The following is a 17,934-nucleotide window of genomic DNA, read 5'->3' as shown; positions in this document are numbered from 1 at the left end:
GGGGCATTTAACGTGAAATTAAAAGAAATATATGATTTAGTGGTAAACATGGGCATTGAGCATGATCCCAGAGGGATCGAAACCGTGCAGAAACAACTGGAGAGGGAAAAGAGGAAAATTGAGGATTTAAAAGAAGAGGAAAGAAAAGATGTGGACCCGGACCGTTATTTTAATCCTTATACCGATACCCGGGTACTGTACGGGGATTTGGACCGGGAGATTCAGCGCGTTTTGGTGGGTGTGGATATGGAAGTGGGCGAAGTGCTTCTGGCCGACCGGCTGGGAGAAAAGGGCCGCAAGATTGATTTAATTATGGCCCACCACCCGGAAGGAAAGGCCACCGCCGGTTTGTACGATGTGATGCACCTGCAGGAGGACCTGCTGGCCCAGTTGGGGGTTCCCATTAATGTGGCCGAGGGAATTATGGCCGGGCGCATTGCCGAAGTTCGCCGGGGTTTGATGCCCTTGAACCACAACCGGGCGGTGGACGCCGCCAGGCTGCTGGATCTTCCACTGATGTGCTGCCATACCCCGGCGGACAACATGGTCAGTGAGTTTGTCCAGAAACACTTGGATGAAAAACAGTGCCAGACCCTGAAAGAAGTGGTGAAGGCACTGAAAGAGATTCCCGAATATGCCGAAGCCGTTAAAACCGGAGCAGGCCCCACCGTTGTGGTGGGTTCGCCGGAGCGGCGGGCCGGGAAAATTTTTGTGGACTTCACCGGCGGCACCAGCGGTTCCGAAGACGCCTATGCCAAACTCTCGGCAGCCGGGGTGGGCACCCTGGTGGTCATGCATATCAGTGAAAAGCACCGCAAAGAGGCGGAAAAGAACCATGTCAACGTGATTATTGCAGGCCATATGGCCAGCGATTCCCTGGGCATGAATTTGATTCTGGACGAACTGGTGAAAAAAGGGCTGGAGGTAATCCCCTGTTCCGGTTTGATCCGGGTTCAGCGATAAATTGGCCAATTTGGGAGGAGACTTCATGACCCAACGACCCGAACTGCTGGCCCCGGCAGGAAGCTGGGAGGCTCTGGTGGCTGCGGTGCAGAACGGAGCGGATGCAGTTTACCTGGGCGGCAAAATGTTTAACGCCAGACAATCCGCCAGCAACTTTGATCATGATGAAATGGCCCGGGCGGTGGAATACGCCCATGTTCGCGGGGTTAAGATTTATGTTACCGTCAATATATTACTGGCCGATCACGAGTTGGAGGAAGCCCTGCGCTTCCTCCACTTCCTGCATAATACCGGAGTGGATGGGGTGATTCTGCAGGATCTGGGTCTGGCCCGGCTGGTGCGGGAGGTGCTTCCGGAACTGCCCGTTCACGCCAGCACTCAGATGACCGTTCATAACCTGGAAGGAGTTAAGGGCATGCTGGAGGCCGGCTTTAAGCGGGTGGTGCTGGCCAGGGAAATGGACCTGCAGGAGATTGCCCGCATCAAACAGGAAACCGGGGCCGATTTGGAGGCTTTTATTCACGGCGCCCTCTGTGTCTGTTACTCCGGCCAGTGCCTGATGTCCAGCCTGATTGGGGGGCGCAGCGGCAACCGCGGCAAGTGTGCCCAGCCCTGCCGTCTGCCTTACCAACTGGTGGACCAAGGGGGGAAAAACCGGGTTGATCCCTCGGAAGTGGGAGAATACCTGCTCAGCCCCCGAGATATCAACACCAGTGCGTATATTCCCCAGCTTATGGCTGCGGGGATTCATTCTTTTAAAATTGAAGGCCGCATGAAACGTCCGGAATATGTGGCCACCGTCATTCGCACCTACCGTAGCCTGATTGACAGGGCTTTGCAGGATTCCGGCGCCTATACGGTGCAGGAAGAGGAAAGCCGCAATCTGGCGCAAATATTCAACCGGGATTTCAGTCCGGGTTATTTCTTTGGCAATCCGGGCAAGGACTTAATGAGCTATAAACGACCCAACAACCGGGGAGTACGGTTAGGCCGGGTCAAGGGATACAATCGCCAGGACAAAAGGGTGGAAATCCTGTTGGAAGAGCCTCTGCGGCTGGGGGACGGCATTGAAGTGTGGGTTACCGAAGGCGGCCGCAGCGGCATTGAGGTCAACAGCATTTTCATCAAGGGCCAGCCGGTGAAGTTTGCCCCGGCCGGCGCTCTGGTAGGCCTGCCGATCCCCGGCAAGATAAAACCCGGCGACCGGGTATTTAAAACCCACGACGCCCAACTGATGGAAAGGGCTCGGGAGACCTTTACCTCACCCCGGGAAACCCGAAAAATTCCCCTGGAATTTTTCGTAAGGGCCAGAGTAAATGAACCCCTGTACATGCAGGTAAAGGATGATCGGGGCTTGGCGGCGGAAGCTTATTCCGGCGAGGTTGGCCAGGAAGCCCTGAAACGGCCCCTGACCCGGGAATTTCTTCAGGAGCAGTTAAACCGGCTGGGAAACACCCCCTTTGAACTGGCCCGTCTCAAAGTGGAGCTTGAGGGAAAGGTCATGCTTCCCATGCGGGAGATCAATGAATTAAGGCGGCAGGTTCTGCTGGCCCTGGAACAGAAAAGACTGAGCGGAACCCGGCCACCGAGGGTAGGCCAATCTACCCTAAACCGTCGCCTGAAAACCGCCCTGGCACAGCTTGAAAAGCCCGCGGCAACTTGGCCGGAAAAAAGTCTGGCTGTCAGCGTCACCGACCTGGCTTCCCTGAAAGCGGCTGTCCGCAGCGGAGCCGATATCGTTTATTTTGGCGGGGAAAGTTTTCGCTCCAAAGGACCCGTCGGCGAACAGGATATTCACGACGGTGCGGAGTTTTGCCGGAGGCATAAAGCTTCCCTGGTGCTTTCTTCCCCAAGAATCCTGCATGATGCCGAATTTGAATCCTTTACCCGTATGCTGGAGCGTCTTCGGGACCTGCCCCTGGCCGGAATTTTAGTGGGCAATCTAGGGCTGCTGAACCGCATCGGAAATTATAGCGATAAACCGGTCATCGGAGACTTTTCGTTGAATATCTTTAATTCGGCCAGTCTTCTCTATCTGCAGGAGAAGGGCGTGACCCGGGCAACCCTGTCCCCGGAACTAAGCCTGAAACAAATTCAGGAAATGGGGGAAAGGGCTATTCTGCCCCTGGAAGCGGTAGTTCAGGGAACCCTGCCCCTGATGAACACCCGCTATTGTCCGGTAGGCAGCATCCTGGGCGGGATGGCCCCGGGGAAAAAATGCGGGGGACCTTGTAAAGATCAAAAATTCGGTTTAAAAGACCGCATGGGACTGATTTTTCCTTTGGAAGTGGATCAATTTTGCCGCATGCATTTATTTAATGCCAAAGAATTGTGCGTGATTGAGGAAGTTCCCTCCCTGCTGAAGGCCGGGGTGACCGTGCTGCGCATTGAGGCCCGGCGGGAAGATCCGCATTATGTGGCCCGGACGGTGGGCCATTACCGGCAGGCCCTGGACCGTTTCCTGCAGGGCGACTGGAATGAGCAAAGGGACCGGGAAGCCAAACAGGATTTGGCGGAACAAAGTCCGGCGGGTTTAACCAAAGGGCATTATTTCCGTGGAGTTATATGAGGAGATTTAAATGCAAAAGACCATTAAACGTTTAGAATTTGATAAAGTATTGGAGCGGCTGGCAGCCCACGCCCACTCGGAATTAGGCAAGGAACGGGCCCGTGAACTGGTTCCCAGCGTTGACCGGAATACCATTATCCGCTGGCAGTCCGAGACCCATGAGGGCAGGGAACTGCTAAGGCTGGATCCGGTGGCGGAGCTGGGGGGCTGGCATGATGTGCGGGCCGCCGTTGTCCGGGCGGCGCGGTTTGCCGTACTGTCTGCCGAGGAACTGCTGGCCACGGGGGAGACCCTGGCCGCCGCCCGGCGGATTAAAAAGTTTTTTACCGAGAAAAAAGACCGCTATCCACTGCTGTCCGAACTGGCGGAGGCCATGATTCATCAGCCCCAGTTGGAAAAAGATATCCTCCGGGCCATCCTGCCCGGAGGTGAAATCGCCGACGACGCTTCCCCGGAACTGCTGCAGATCCGCAGGGGACTGCAGCGGTCCCAGAACCGTATCCGGGAGCGTATGGAGAGCATTATTCGTTCCAGTGAAAATCAAAAATACCTGCAGGACCCCATTATTACCATCCGCAACGACCGTTACGTGGTGCCGGTTAAACAGGAATACCGCAACCAGATACCGGGAATCGTCCATGACCAGTCCGCCAGCGGGGCTACACTATTTGTGGAACCCATGCCGGTGGTGGAAGCCAATAATGAAGTACGACGGCTGGTAGCGGCGGAAAAGCAGGAGATCCAAAAAATCCTGGCGGAACTTTCCCAGGGAGTCTCGGAGATCTCCGAAGAATTGACCATCACCCTGGATGCCCTGGGGCAACTGGATTTTGTGATGGCCAAAGCCCGATACAGCCGGCAGTTAAATGCCTGGGGTCCTAAAATTGTAGAAGGCGGAGTAATGGATATTCGCAAGGGACGCCATCCCCTGCTGCCGGCAGACGCCGTGCCGGCCACCATTTCCCTGGGAAAAGACTTTCGTAGCCTTGTGATTACCGGACCCAATACCGGGGGTAAAACCGTGACCCTGAAAACCGTGGGACTCTTTACCCTGATGACTCAGTCCGGACTGCACATTCCCGCGGAATCCGGAACCGAAATGGGCGTTTTCAGCAAAATCTATGCGGACATCGGGGACGAGCAAAGCATTGAACAATCCCTCAGCACCTTTTCCTCCCACATGACCAACCTGGTGGATATTTTAGCCGGGGCGGGACAGGGGTCCCTGGTGCTGCTGGACGAACTGGGGGCGGGAACCGACCCCACCGAGGGCGCGGCCTTGGCCCGGGCCATTCTGGAAACGCTGTTTCAACGGGGAGTCTGCACCATTGCCACCACCCACTACAGCGAACTGAAAAATTACGCTTATACCACACCGGGAGTGGAAAACGCCAGTGTGGAGTTCGATATTGAAACCCTGCGTCCCACCTACCGCCTGCTGATCGGGAGACCGGGCCGCAGCAACGCCTTTGAAATATCCGCCAGACTGGGCCTGAGCCCGGAGGTGGTCCAGCGGGCCCGGCAGTTTTTAACTACCGAACAAGTGGAAGTGGCGGACCTGATCAATAAACTGGAGCAGACCCAGCAGGCCGCCGAGCGGGAGCGGGAAGAAGCGGAAACCCTGCGCCGGGACAGTGAAAAGCTAAAGGAACGATACCGACAGTTGGAGCAGCAGTTGCGGGAGAAACGGGAAAGCCTTTTAGAAAAAGCCCAGGAGGAAGCCGCCCGGCTGGTGCGCAACGCGCGGCTGGAGGCCGATGAGGCGGTCAAGGAACTGCGGTCTAAACTAGCCGAAGAAAATGCCAAGGACCGGGAGTCGGCCATCCAGCAGGCCCGGAACAAGCTGCAAAGGGTGACCAGCAAAGTAGCGGCCAAGGTGCCGGAACGGGTAGTACCCGGGGAAATTCCCCGGCAGGTCAAACCCGGCCAGCAGGTCTTTCTGCCCAAATACAACCAGAAGGCCTATGTGCTCTCGGTTTCCGGCGACAACGTTCAGGTCCAGGTGGGGATTATGAAAATGTTTGTGCCCCTCAAGGAACTACGCCGGGTAGCTGAAGAAAAAGTAACCTCCGGCCAGACCCAGGTGGGCAAAGTATTTATGGAGAAAGCCAACTCCATTGGAACCAGCCTGGATTTACGAGGCATGACCGGGGATGAGGCTCTGCTGGAAATTGAAAAATACCTGGACGACGCTCTTTTGGCGGGTCTCAACAGCGTCATTCTAATTCACGGCAAAGGCACCGGGGCACTGCGGGCGGCAGTTCACCGGGAATTAAAAAGCCATCCCAGAGTAAAGTCCTTCCGCCTGGGCGAAGCCGGCGAAGGCAGCTCCGGAGCCACCGTGGTGGAACTGAAGCAGTAGCAATAGAGGGGCTGTCGCACTAACAGCGCCTAAAAAAACAGCAAAAGGCGGCGACTGGCAGATGCCAGAAGCCGTCTTTTGTCGTAAAATAAAAGTTGTGAAGACCAATACTTTACAGCCAGATTATACAATAACCGGGAATGTATATCAACTGGTAATCCCGATGGATATAGATGAAATGATCCCGGCAGATGATTCGGTGAGGATACTCAGAGCCGTACTGGAAAGGATGGATTACAAAAAATTACAGGCGGCATACTCTCGACAGGGGAGAATCGAGACCTCACCGAAAAGTCTCTTCAAGGTACTGGTATACGGCTACATGAACGGCATTTATTCCAGCCGAAAGCTGGAACAGGCCTGCCGGCGAGACGTCAACTTCATGTATCTGCTGGGCCGGACCCGGGCCCCGACCATGCCACCATCGCCCGCTTCCGCAGCGAACGCCTGACGGACGTAATAGAGGAACTGTTTTCCCAACTGATAAGACTTTTGGCCGAAGCAGGAGAACTGTCCTTATGCAGTGTCTTTATCGATGGAACAAAGCTGGAAGCCAACGCGAACCGGTACAGCTTCGTATGGAAGAAATCCACCCAAAAAAACGAGGCCAAAATGCAGGAGAAAATGAAGACAGAACTCCCCAAATTGGCCGCCCAGTTTGAAATACGCTTCCATGTGGGAGAAACCATCCGGGCCAAAGACCTGAAAAAACTGCGGAAACGTCTGTATGAGCGCCAAGGGGAGGCGGAATTCGTCCAGGGCAAAGGCAAGCGGAAATCTCCCTTACAAGAAAGCCATAGAAACCGTGGAGAGATATCTCATCCGCCAAAAGAAATATAACGACTACAACCACAGCTTCGGGGACAGGAATAGCTTTTCCAAGACAGACAGGGATGCCACCTTCATGAGAATGAAAGAAGACCACATGAAAAACGGTCAGTTGAAACCGGCCTACAACATCACCCTGGGGGTTGATGCCGAATACATCGTAGGGGCCATGATCTCCCAAGAGCGCAGTGATACAGGCGCCTTCATCCCTATGATGGAAAAGCTCCGGGGTCTTGGCTACACCAAACCGGTGGCAGACGCGGGCTTCTGAGAGCGAAGAAAACTATGCCTGGTGCGAGAAGAACGGGCAGTTGGCCTTCATCAAGCCGGCCAACCACGATCGCGCCAAGACCAAGAAATACAAGAGTGACATCGGCAAGCGGGAGAATATGCCTTACGATGCCGATAATGACGCCTACATCTGCCATGCAGGGCATCCGATCCAGGCAGCGTACGAGAAAAAACCAAGTCAAAATCCGGGTATCCCCTTGTGACCACCGTCTATTCCTGTGCCCACTGAGATGGTTGCCCGGACAAAGCCAGGTGCATCAAAGGGGCAAGTAAGACACCGATGGAGGAGCGAAGCAAGAACCTTTATGTCTCCAAGAACTTTCAGAGACAGCGCCGGGAGATGGAAGCCCGATCAATACCGACGAGGGTATTCTTTTACGGATCAATCGTTCCATCCAGGTCGAGGGGGCCTTTGGCGTTCTGAAGCAGGACATGGGTTTTCGTCGCTTTCTCCTGCGAGGCCAGGTAAAAGTGCGGACAGAACTCCACTTGTTGGCCATAGCATTTAACATAAACAAACTCCACAACAAGATCCAAAGCAACCGCTGTGAAGCATATTTACATATTCCCCAGGTGGCTTAGCGAAAACCGAAAAGTGATTCTCAGGGGAAAGACCTTCCCCTTGTTTTGTGTGCCCATAACAAGGCTCAAATGGTGAAAGTCACCTTTATTATGAGGTGGTTTTTGTATTTTCCAGACAAAAAAGGCATGTCGCTCTACGTTTTCGAATTAACGTTTTGCGACACGCCCTTTTTAATCCTTATAGGTAAGCCAATAACGGTGAAGAAGAAATTTGACGCCAGCCTCAAAGACGGAAAGTGGGTGTTCATTTTTTAAACCATATCTGTTTTCTAGCTTTTTGTTTAAAAGAACATGTTAAATTTCCTAGAGAGTCAATTAATATAGCAATCTTTAAATTCGTTTTCTCAAGGAGATTCTTAGGATAAAAAAGGAACGTAATGATATGGGATTGATTTTTTTGACACTTCTTTGGATATATGCCAGGAGCAAACAAAGCTTTGTGACGGTAGACCAAAGGAGTGAATTTCTTTTTATAAAACATATTCGACAAAACATTACATTTTTATTTATTGACATATAATAATGTATATAATATTTTATCTATAAATATAAATATATATTTTCAAAAATGATATTAAGCATATTTTTGGTTTAGGGCAATATATTTTTCATTAATGCATAAAACATTAATATTAAGAAGATCTACTTAGTCTAAACATAGAATCAAGTATTACCAATTCTAAATGTCAGAGGTCAGATCTACAGATGTATCTTAATAGCTCAGGTGTTACTATAGATTTTTAGTTGTTCTTCTAATAGAAGTTAATAAGGATTGGCAAGATGTTTAATATAACCATGATTATTTAGTCTCAATAATATTGAGCCATTCTCGATAAACTGGACACGCCCCAGTTAGTGTATACAGGGTTTTTTGCAAGATTTATAATCTATCTGATCAGGCGGTCGAACAAGACCCACTGTACTTTTGGAAGCAGGGATCGTGAGATTGCCTAAGGCCTCATGCCGACGTCTGCGATTATAGAAACATTCAATATACCAGAATATATCCCGACCCAGTTCCTCAATATCTGTATATTTCCTCTTGCTAATTCGCTCAGTTTTAATCGTACTGAAGAAGGTTTCTAAGCAGGCATTATCCCAGCAGTTCCCCTTACGGCTCATGCTACACTGCATTTTATACTTTCTTAGTCCTTCCTGATAAGCGTAGCTACAGTATTGGGAACCTCTGTCTGAGTGGTGAATCAATCCAGCCTTTGGACGCCGTTTCTTAAACGCATGGTTAAGCGCATCCAGGCATAATTCCGTTTTCATATGATCGGCCAGACTCCACCCAACGATTTCCTTATCATGTAAATCTTTCACAATGCTAAGTAGACCGGGCCTGCTTTCGTCGGTATTTGCGTGATATCGGTAGCCCAGACGGTATTCGGTTTGTCCACTCGAAAGTTTTGCTGAAGCAAGTTCTTGGCCACGGGCAGATGATGATCGGAGTCGGTTGTACAAATCCTATAGGTTTTCGGTTTGCGGACCGAATATAGGCCATGTTTTTTTGAAGGCGGTATAAACGGTTGCGGCTGCACTTTGGGAAATCCTCTCGTACATCCGCCAGAATTTTATTAAGGCCGCACATCCTTTGGCAGGCTTGATAGCTTTGGTATAGTTTTTTTAGAATCAATTGGTTCTCTTTCTCTCGTTGACTTTCTGGGCCCTTACGCTATTCGTAATATCCACTCCGCGAAACATTCAGCCCATTGCACATCTTCTTAACCGGAAACACGGAGCGGTGTTGATAGATCCAAGCATAGATTACTTCCGGTTGCTTGTCGCGAAGATGGCTGCCGCCTTTTTTAGGATGTCATTGGTTTGCTCTAAATCCGCTATGCGCTTCCGAGCAGTAGAGAGTTCAGCCTCTAGCTCAGCAAGCCGAACTTTCTCTGGAATTTGACCATCGTTATGCTTCCGTAACCAGTTTCTTAAGGTTTGCTCCGTGATACCAAAATCTTTAGCAGTACTTGCTATAGCGCAGCCATCCTTGACCACGCGGGCTACTACTTGTTCCTTAAAGGCAGCATTATATCGCTTTGCCCGATTCTTTGTCATTGTATCGCCTCCACAGGTTTAGTTTAGGATACCCTAACTTCCTTGTGTCCCGCAATTCGGGTATGGGTCATATTTATTAATTTATAGAGATAAAGGAGGAGTGAATATAACCCAAACAAAATGATGATGATGGATATTCGCTACCCTGAAATAAACGCAGCGTAAAAAGCGTATAAAGAAGTTTTCTGAAAACTTCACAGAAACAAATATCCTGATCTAGTAGGAAAACACACAGATAAAAAGAGTTGGTAGAAGTTATAGAGCAAATACTCAGCAAAGGAGCATCACCCAACTTGTGGATAGGAAAAACGAAGGGATTAAGGTCATAACCCTGTTAGACATGGGAGGTTTGCTGCCGCGAGAAAAATGGGGTTACTCACTAATAATTAAGCAAATGCTAACAGCGTTTTGTTTGCTATACCTATTTTCTCTAAATCTGGCACTTGATGCTAATTCTATCCTCATTCTACTCTTTTGAAAAGTGTGAAATCTATAAGATCGGGAGTTATTCAAAGAATAAAATATTCTTCAAGGGAGGTGATTATTCTAACTAAGAATTTTTTTAATAACTAATATCCAAGGAGGTTATAATTTATGAAAAAGTTATTTATAATGATTCTTTCTCTTATATTCACTTTATCTATATGCGGAATGTCTCTTGCCTCTCAAGAAGATAGCATTCTGATTCAAAAAAGTCAAATCACAGATTTATCTAATCTATGGGAGCGTGCTTCTAAAGGTATTTCTGACGACGACTCCATTAAAGTCAGAAACGAATTGGATGGAGCCAACGTTGATAAATTTATTGTAGATAAAAGATCTACAACCCAGTTATTGAAAAAAGTCAAGAAAAATGATGGAATAATAGAATCTGAATATGTTACTACTTACTTCACTACTATTTATGAACCAAAGAAAGCTGCTTCTTCACTATCAAATATTCTTTTCCGTATTGCGGATAGTAGAAATTGGGATGAGCGTGATTCGTCTATGTCTGCTAGGCAAATTGCTACTTATTATTATTTAAAATATTCTGATGGTAACTTAACTTGGATTAAACCCCAAAAAATTGAATGTAAATGGGACACTTCCAACCTCGTGGCAGTTTCAAATGGTAAATATGGTGCGGAATGGAGAGGTGAATCAAATTTCTCTGGAGCAGGATGGGTTAGTAGTAGTGACTATAATAACGTACCAAGTATTACCCTTGGAACCCTCTACACCAATACAATCAACACTATTCCTAATAGTGGTTATATTAATTGCTCAACAGGAGGTGGTTATGTTGCCTTTGTTCAACAGTGTAAATGCACTAAAGGTAGTTCTTCTTGGACTTTCAAATCAGATGCAGTATGGCAAGACATATAAATTATTGCCTGGGTTGTACCTGGGCAATAATTTATAAAATTAATTTTGGGGATGTATAATTTTGAAAAAATTATTTATGATAATTGCCATTCTATTTTGTTTATCATATTTTGCAGGATGCTCTGGTCATTCGGACAATAATGAATTTTCTCTTGAAAAAAAGGAAAAAGCTACTCGGACAATTCAAGGCAGTATATGGGATGTACAATTATCATTGTATTGGGACATGAATGAAGTTATTGGAATTGTTGAACCTTACTATAAGGGTACTGAGCCTATTAGACAGGTAATTGTTGAACCTAATTTTATCAAATCAAAATGGCCAGTAGGTTATGTGCCTCTTACTTTAGGTAAATACACTTGGCAATCTGATGAAATTACTGGAACAATTCCTAAAAGCTACGATATTACAACGAGAACGACTAGCAAAACAAAAACCCCCTTAAAACAAATGAATGGTGATGAGGCAGAAAATATTCTAACAAAAACAGAAGTTCAAATACGGTGGGTAACAGAAAGTGGAGAAAAAGTAGAAATGATGAAATAAATAAGGAAAAGGGGTCAAACGTGTATTATTGGGTTAAAACAAAGGGACAAGGAGTGTGTTTGAGAGATGAAAGGGAATAATACCTGCCCCATGTTTTTGGCCAAACTGGACCCGTGACCGGAGTGGTCCAGCAGGCCCGGAACAAGCTGCAGAGGGTGGCCAGCAAAGTAGCGGCCAAGGTGCCGGAGGGTGGTGCCCGGGGGAGTTCCCCGGCAGGTCAAACCCGCAGCAGGTCTTTTCCGGCGATAACGTTCAGGTTCAGGTGGGGATTATGAAAATGTTTGTGCCCCTCAAGGAACTGCGCCGGGTGACCGAAGTAACCTCTGGCCAGACCCAGGTGGGCAAAGTATTTATGGAGAAAGCCAACTCCATTGGAACCAGCCTGGATTTACGAGGCATGACCGGGAATGAGGCCCTGCTTGAAATTGAAAAATACCTGGACGACGCCCTTTTGGCGGGTCTCAACAGCGTCATTCTAATTCACGGCAAAGGCACCGGGGCGCTGCGGACGGCAGTTCACCGGGAATTAAAAAGCCATCCCAGATAAAGTCCTTCCGCCTGGGAGAAGTCGGCGAAGGCAGCTCCGGGCCACCGTGGTGGAACTGAGCAGTAACAATGGAGAGCAGGCTCACTTTATGAAACATAAAGCAGAGCCTGCCCCTTTTTTAATTCTTATAGGTAAGCAAAAAATTTGACGTTAGGACCAAGGACGGAAGGGGATGTTCCTTGTTTTGTCAACATACATCGAACAATCCATTTATCAACTGTTAACTGTTTCAAGTTGTTTGTCCGAATCCCGAGTTAAATAATTAAGATAGCAATCTTTAAATTTGTTTTTCAAGGAGACTTTTAGGATAAAAAAGAATGTGCGGCGTTGTTTCTGTAGTGATTACTTCATTGAGATTTATGCTGGGAGCACATACTTTTGGGACGGTAGACCAAGGGAGTAGATTTTTGTTTTACAAAATATATTCGACAAAACATACATTTTTATTTATTGATATATACTAAAGATTATGATATCTTACCTATATATTATAAATCAACAACTGATTTCAAAACATTAATGGTTATTTCTTTATATAAAAAAAATAATAAATGGATTATAGATAATATTATTTTTAGTAAGGAAGAAGTTTTATAGATGAAAAATGATTATGATTGGGAAAAAGTATTAAAGATTGCAGCGAATTTAAATAAGAAAGATTTTTACATTTTTAAGTTAAGAATGGGTTTTATTAACAATAAGACCCATTCAATAAGAGAAATTTCCTTATTGTTAAATATGCCTCTCAATGAAGTATTAAAAGAATTAAGAAGAATTGAAAAGTACGTTCTTTCTGAGTATCACAAAAATTATAAATAATCATCTTATCAAATAAGACAAAGGGACAGGGAATGTGTTTGAGTGCTGAAAGAGAAATAACACCTTGTCCCATGCTGCGACTGAGGCCAGGGGTGGTTCGGCTGTAATGGCCCCCTGGAAACTGCACAGTTAATTCAGGTCAATCATCTCCATAAATCACAGTATATAAAAATATATAACTAAGCCGCTGGTTCAGTAAGAGCAGCATTAACCGGGGACTGATACCCCAAAGCCTGATGAGGCCTGGCGGTATTGTAATATCGGATGTATTGGTCAATTACGGCATAAGCATGCGGAATCCGGAACCGAGATGGGCGTTTTCAGCAAAATCTATGCGGACATCGGGGACGAGCAAAGCATTGAACAATCCCTCAGCACCTTTTCCTCCCACATGACCAACCTGGTGGATATTTTAGCCGGGGCGGGACAGGGGTCCCTGGTGCTGCTGGACGAACTGGGGGCGGGAACCGACCCCACCGAGGGCGCGGCCTTGGCCCGGGCCATTCTGGAAACGCTGTTTCAACGGGGAGTCTGCACCATTGCCACCACCCACTACAGCGAACTGAAAAATTACGCTTATACCACACCGGGAGTGGAAAACGCCAGTGTGGAGTTCGATATTGAAACCCTGCGTCCCACCTACCGCCTGCTGATCGGGAGACCGGGCCGCAGCAACGCCTTTGAAATATCCGCCAGACTGGGCCTGAGCCCGGAGGTGGTTCAGCGGGCCCGGCAGTTTTTAACTACCGAACAAGTGGAAGTGGCGGACCTGATCAATAAACTGGAGCAGACCCAGCAGGCCGCCGAGCGGGAGCGGGAAGAAGCGGAAACCCTGCGCCGGGACAGTGAAAAGCTAAAGGAACGATACCGGCAGTTGGAGCAGCAGTTGCGGGAGAAACGGGAAAGCCTTTTAGAAAAGGCCCAGGAGGAAGCCGCCCGGCTGGTGCGCAACGCGCGGCTGGAGGCCGATGAGGCGGTCAAGGAACTGCGGTCTAAACTAGCCGAAGAAAATGCCAAGGACCGGGAGTCGGCCATCCAGCAGGCCCGGAACAAGCTGCAGCGGGTCACCAGCAAAGTAGCGGCCAAGGTGCCGGAACGGGTAGTACCCGGGGAAATTCCCCGGCAGGTCAAACCCGGCCAGCAGGTCTTTCTGCCCAAATACAACCAGAAGGCCTATGTGCTCTCGGTTTCCGGCGACAACGTTCAGGTCCAGGTGGGGATTATGAAAATGTTTGTGCCCCTCAAGGAACTACGCCGGGTAGCTGAAGAAAAAGTAACCTCCGGCCAGACCCAGGTGGGCAAAGTATTTATGGAGAAAGCCAACTCCATTGGAACCAGCCTGGATTTACGAGGCATGACCGGGGATGAGGCTCTGCTGGAAATTGAAAAATACCTGGACGACGCTCTTTTGGCGGGTCTCAACAGCGTCATTCTAATTCACGGCAAAGGCACCGGGGCACTGCGGGCGGCAGTTCACCGGGAACTAAAAAGCCATCCCAGAGTAAAGTCCTTCCGCCTGGGCGAAGCCGGCGAAGGCAGCTCCGGAGCCACCGTGGTGGAACTGAAGCAGTAGGGCAGGTCCTGCTTTGAAACATAAAGCAGGACCTGCCCCTTTCCTTATAGGTAGCTAAGGGTTGCAGAAAGAAATTGACGTCGGTCCTAGCCGGAAATGGGAACCCCTTATTTGAAGCAGAAAAGCGCGACGCAGAAAGATCATGCTTTACTCCGGCGCATAAAATATTCTTTTTCTCCTGTAAGGCTGTTTTCTTTTTCCTGCTCAATTTTAAAACCGTGCCTCTTGTAAAAACGGATGGCTTTTTGGTTCTTCACATAAACATCCAGACATAAAACCGGGTGAAGCTGTTTGCATTTTTCAATAAGTTTACTTCCAATTCCCTTGGATTGATACTGGTTGGAAACAAAAAGACCTGCGATATAAGATTGATTTAAGATACCAATAAATCCTTTGATGGCTTCTTTATCTTCATATACCCAAATCTCTGCTTGGGGTAGGAGTTCTTTGACCGTATCAAAGTTGTCTTCCCAGAATTGTTCCGGGATAAAGCTATGTGCTGTAATGTTTGATTCCAGCCAAATTTTCATAACCTCATCTAGCTTAGAGAGATCAAAGCTTTTTACCATGATAACCTCCATAATCTGTTGGATATAGGACTTCTGTTATTTTTGACTAAATATCATTATTGTCAGACGTTATAAAATAGATCAAAATTATACCATAATATTGGCAAAAGTGTAATGAGAATCTCCCAAGCAGCTAAAAAAATGCGGTGGCTTTATTATATTCAATCAATGAAGGAAACTTTTGGGACAGAAAAGAGTGGCATTTTTGCCAACTCATCCTTCTTAAAACAAAAACCCCTGGTGATATCCAGGGGCCTTCGTTCTTTATTTTGCTACACTATATCCGCCAAAGCCGGTGCCTCCGAGAAGCAGCAGAATAAGAATTAAGAATATGATGAAAGCACAACTGTCATAGCACCCGCCGTAACCGACGTTACCGCTACAACCGTGATTGCAACCTCCGCCACATCCGTAACCCATTATGCATTCCCCTTTCCTAAGTGATACTCCATAATATGGAAGTATTATAGAAATGTTACAAAAGAAAAGAAACCTTAGAGTGCAAAAAGTTTGCTTCTAGGGGTACACACAGTGGCTAGAGCTCTGCAATGGGATAATATGGCTAGCATGGGGATAGTTAGCAACGTTCTCTCCATTAGAAATCCCAACAAATGCACTAGGTATCCCGATGGATTAATTTTAAAACATTAAATTTTGCCTGAGAAGAACCTTCCATCCTCCTCAGACTGATAAGTAATCACACCTTGATTCAGGATTACATCCTTAATTCCGTCGGACCCCTTCCAGACAAGATTACCGTCCGCATTAAAAATTAACAGCTTGTAAGGAATAAATTTCTCTGAGGAAAAGGAGCAGATCAGATAGCCGTCCTCTATTTTTAGACTTTTCACCTTGGCCCCGGGATTCAGGGAATCCTCCCAGCCAAGTTTATAAAGCTGGCTGTCTTGAGCATCTACATAATAAACCAGCTTATCTAGGAGACAAAAAGACTGAACACCGGTTTTAACTGTTTCCGTAACCCCATCCTGCAGTCCGGTTCGATATAGATTTGCTTCCTTAAGATAATAGATGGAATCAGTATTCATTTGAAAATGATCCACGGCTTCCGTAGTCATTTGGGTCACTTGATTGGTATCCATGTTAACCCGATGTACTCGGCTTTCATTCTTTCCATTTGCCGGATTAAAAGCTAAAATGTAAATCTCCTTACCCATTAAATAAATATCCTTACTGGGGCTGTAAGATTGACCGTCGATAACACTCCAGCCGTAGACATAAGCGGGATCCCCCACGGATTTGGGCTCCTGTTCCCGGTATTGCACACTGAGATTGTCGCTGGTGGGCGGCCCAAACTGCCGTGCCGTCACACTCCAGTCGCCAAACTGTTTAACCGTCAGATAGCCGGAGTATTTTTCCCGACAGGTGCCATCCGGCTTAATCTCGAAATAATAATCCGCTCCCATCACCGCGCCGCCCTGATGATAGGAAAAACAAGGCTTTCCATTTTCTACGTAAAAACGGGGTCTTACAAACTCTCCGTTCCCATAGGTCCATTTAGGAAGCCGATAAATCTCCGCAGGCTCTTCCAATTTCCCGCCCTGGGTCTGATAAATCTTACCGTCTCCTCCACTATAGAAGAAGTAACCATTGCCGGTAGTAAAACCGTACTCCGGATGATATCCGGGCCAATAGACCTCATGGACTACGGCGTTGCCGGAACGAATTATCAAGCCTTTGTCACGATCAAACTGACAATCCCAGCCAAATGTTTCCCCAAGCTCCCGGGTTATCGGGAAATAGGTTACATTTCGGAAGGTTAACAACGGGTAGGCTTCCGTGCTGTTTTCTATGGCCTTGCCATTCATTGTCACAGGAAAGGCAGCCCTCACCGCCGTATCCGTTTGCTTATTTTTGACCTTTCCAAGATAATCCCGGTAGCCGCCGGTTATACCGGTACTCTTGATCTCCAGTCCTTTCTCAGTGGACCAATGGGTTTCAAGTCCCAGAAAACGACAGTCATAATAGGTCATGGGAAAATAGGTAATATCTTTATAAACGATGAGAGGATACTGGCGGTAATCATTGTTCACAGTGACTTCATTCAGAGCAACCGGAAAGCCGGGCAGGCTGACTTTTACCGTCTCCGCCAGAACCGGTTTTACTTGAAGGGTAAGACAGAGAATAAAAACAGTAATCCATAATAGGGTTGCTCTTTTCATTTTCTCAACTCCATGGAAAGTATTTTCGTTAGATAATCATCTGGCATATACGAAATGAAGGCTAAAGATAATTTTGATAAATCCTTATAGGTAAGCTAAAAACTAATGACTAAATTTGCAGTCGTTCTTTTAGATCCTCAGTTTCAAATCCTTATAGGTAAGCTAAAAACTTACTTTTCCTGATCACGGTAATAGCCATCCCCTTTGTTTCAAATCCTTATAGGTAAGCTAAAAACTTCCAGCTTCCACCGCTCCCACACCGGCCTGTTTTACGTTTCAAATCCTTATAGGTAAGCTAAAAACCAATCCTTATCTCTTTTTCTCCTTTTAACCCTTGGGGTTTCAAATCCTTATAGGTAAGCTAAAAACTTTTTTCTCACCTAACCCATAGCTACCACCTCCAAAGTTTCAAATCCTTATAGGTAAGCTAAAAACCCATGATGGCCAGCGGGTGAAAGTTGAGCAGGACATGTTTCAAATCCTTATAGGTAAGCTAAAAACAAGTTAGTCATTTCCCACACCTCCTTCTAAGTTTAGGTTTCAAATCCTTATAGGTAAGCTAAAAACACAAACAAAGCGTTATTGACAAAATCAGCCAATGGTGTTTCAAATCCTTATAGGTAAGCTAAAAACTGTGGGGCGGTGTTCAAGAAAATGGAGGGGGTGAGAGTTTCA

General features: G+C 47.4%; 9 protein-coding genes, 4 pseudogenes and 1 CRISPR repeat array (1 of these 14 running past the window's edge). Of the genes and pseudogenes, 9 read left to right on the top strand and 4 right to left on the bottom strand.

Going from position 1 to position 17,934, the window contains the following annotated elements:
• The first annotated feature begins 12 nt into the window (after positions 1-12).
• From DESRU_RS12490 to DESRU_RS19905, 4 genes and pseudogenes are all read left to right on the top strand, one after another.
• Positions 13-963 (top strand): hypothetical protein, encoded by a 951-nt coding sequence (locus tag DESRU_RS12490; protein ID WP_013842451.1) that lies wholly within the window; start codon positions 13-15, stop codon positions 961-963.
• Between the two features lie 25 nt (positions 964-988).
• Positions 989-3,532: a U32 family peptidase gene (locus tag DESRU_RS12485; protein ID WP_013842450.1), complete on the top strand. Its 2,544-nt coding sequence runs from the start codon at positions 989-991 to the stop codon at positions 3,530-3,532.
• Between the two features lie 10 nt (positions 3,533-3,542).
• On the top strand, positions 3,543-5,894 hold the full coding sequence (locus DESRU_RS12480; protein ID WP_013842449.1) for an endonuclease MutS2: 2,352 nt from the start codon (positions 3,543-3,545) through the stop codon (positions 5,892-5,894).
• Positions 5,895-5,991: 97 nt separating this feature from the next.
• Positions 5,992-7,595, top strand: a pseudogene (locus DESRU_RS19905) (IS1182 family transposase).
• 852 nt (positions 7,596-8,447) lie between these two features.
• On the opposite strand, the pseudogene DESRU_RS12455 reads toward DESRU_RS19905, so the two are convergent.
• A pseudogene (locus DESRU_RS12455) lies at positions 8,448-9,656 on the bottom strand (IS3 family transposase).
• 594 nt (positions 9,657-10,250) lie between these two features.
• On the opposite strand from DESRU_RS12455, the gene DESRU_RS12440 reads away from it, so the two are divergent.
• The 4 genes and pseudogenes from DESRU_RS12440 (at position 10,251) to DESRU_RS12425 (ending at position 12,937) form a co-directional block, all read left to right on the top strand.
• Entirely contained in the window at positions 10,251-11,024 is a 774-nt protein-coding gene (locus DESRU_RS12440; RefSeq protein ID WP_013842448.1) for a hypothetical protein, read from the top strand.
• Between the two features lie 61 nt (positions 11,025-11,085).
• Positions 11,086-11,571, top strand: coding sequence for a hypothetical protein (locus DESRU_RS12435; protein ID WP_013842447.1), 486 nt, complete (start codon positions 11,086-11,088; stop codon positions 11,569-11,571).
• A gap of 125 nt (positions 11,572-11,696) precedes the next feature.
• Positions 11,697-12,159 (top strand): annotated as a pseudogene (locus DESRU_RS21790) (Smr/MutS family protein); the annotation flags it as partial.
• Between the two features lie 556 nt (positions 12,160-12,715).
• A complete protein-coding gene (locus DESRU_RS12425; protein ID WP_013842446.1) occupies positions 12,716-12,937 on the top strand; it encodes a hypothetical protein in 222 nt (73 codons plus the stop codon).
• 179 nt (positions 12,938-13,116) lie between these two features.
• Here DESRU_RS12425 and DESRU_RS21785 read toward each other — a convergent pair whose 3' ends face one another.
• The gene (locus DESRU_RS21785; RefSeq protein WP_420536365.1) at positions 13,117-13,203 is read right to left on the bottom strand and encodes an integrase core domain-containing protein; all 87 of its coding nucleotides are present in this window, start codon (positions 13,201-13,203) and stop codon (positions 13,117-13,119) included.
• A gap of 17 nt (positions 13,204-13,220) precedes the next feature.
• Here DESRU_RS21785 and DESRU_RS12420 point away from each other — a divergent pair.
• Positions 13,221-14,510, top strand: a pseudogene (locus DESRU_RS12420) (endonuclease MutS2); the annotation flags it as partial.
• 140 nt (positions 14,511-14,650) lie between these two features.
• Here DESRU_RS12420 and DESRU_RS12415 read toward each other — a convergent pair.
• A complete protein-coding gene (locus DESRU_RS12415) occupies positions 14,651-15,079 on the bottom strand; it encodes an N-acetyltransferase (RefSeq protein WP_013842445.1) in 429 nt (142 codons plus the stop codon).
• 647 nt (positions 15,080-15,726) lie between these two features.
• A complete protein-coding gene (locus tag DESRU_RS19900) occupies positions 15,727-17,259 on the bottom strand; it encodes a DUF5050 domain-containing protein (protein ID WP_013842444.1) in 1,533 nt (510 codons plus the stop codon).
• Positions 17,260-17,332: 73 nt separating this feature from the next.
• Positions 17,333-17,934: direct repeats of the CRISPR family, unit length 30 nt; unit sequence GTTTCAAATCCTTATAGGTAAGCTAAAAAC; it runs 689 nt beyond the window's last position.

The organism is Desulforamulus ruminis DSM 2154, assembly GCF_000215085.1.
Taxonomy (GTDB): Bacteria; Bacillota; Desulfotomaculia; order Desulfotomaculales; family Desulfotomaculaceae; genus Desulfotomaculum; species Desulfotomaculum ruminis.
Note: the sequence above shows the minus strand (reverse complement) of the source record. Positions and strands in the feature narration are given on the sequence as shown.

Bases quoted from the DNA above. Each gene is read 5' to 3' on its own strand.
- DESRU_RS12485 (WP_013842450.1), top strand. From the start codon at position 989: ATGACCCAACGACCCGAACTGCTGGCCCCGGCAGGAAGCTGGGAGGCT.
- DESRU_RS12480 (WP_013842449.1), top strand. From the start codon at position 3,543: ATGCAAAAGACCATTAAACGTTTAGAATTTGATAAAGTATTGGAGCGG.
- DESRU_RS12440 (WP_013842448.1), top strand. From the start codon at position 10,251: ATGAAAAAGTTATTTATAATGATTCTTTCTCTTATATTCACTTTATCT.
- DESRU_RS12425 (WP_013842446.1), top strand. From the start codon at position 12,716: ATGAAAAATGATTATGATTGGGAAAAAGTATTAAAGATTGCAGCGAAT.
- DESRU_RS12415 (WP_013842445.1), bottom strand. From the start codon at position 15,079: ATGGTAAAAAGCTTTGATCTCTCTAAGCTAGATGAGGTTATGAAAATT.
- DESRU_RS19900 (WP_013842444.1), bottom strand. From the start codon at position 17,259: ATGAAAAGAGCAACCCTATTATGGATTACTGTTTTTATTCTCTGTCTT.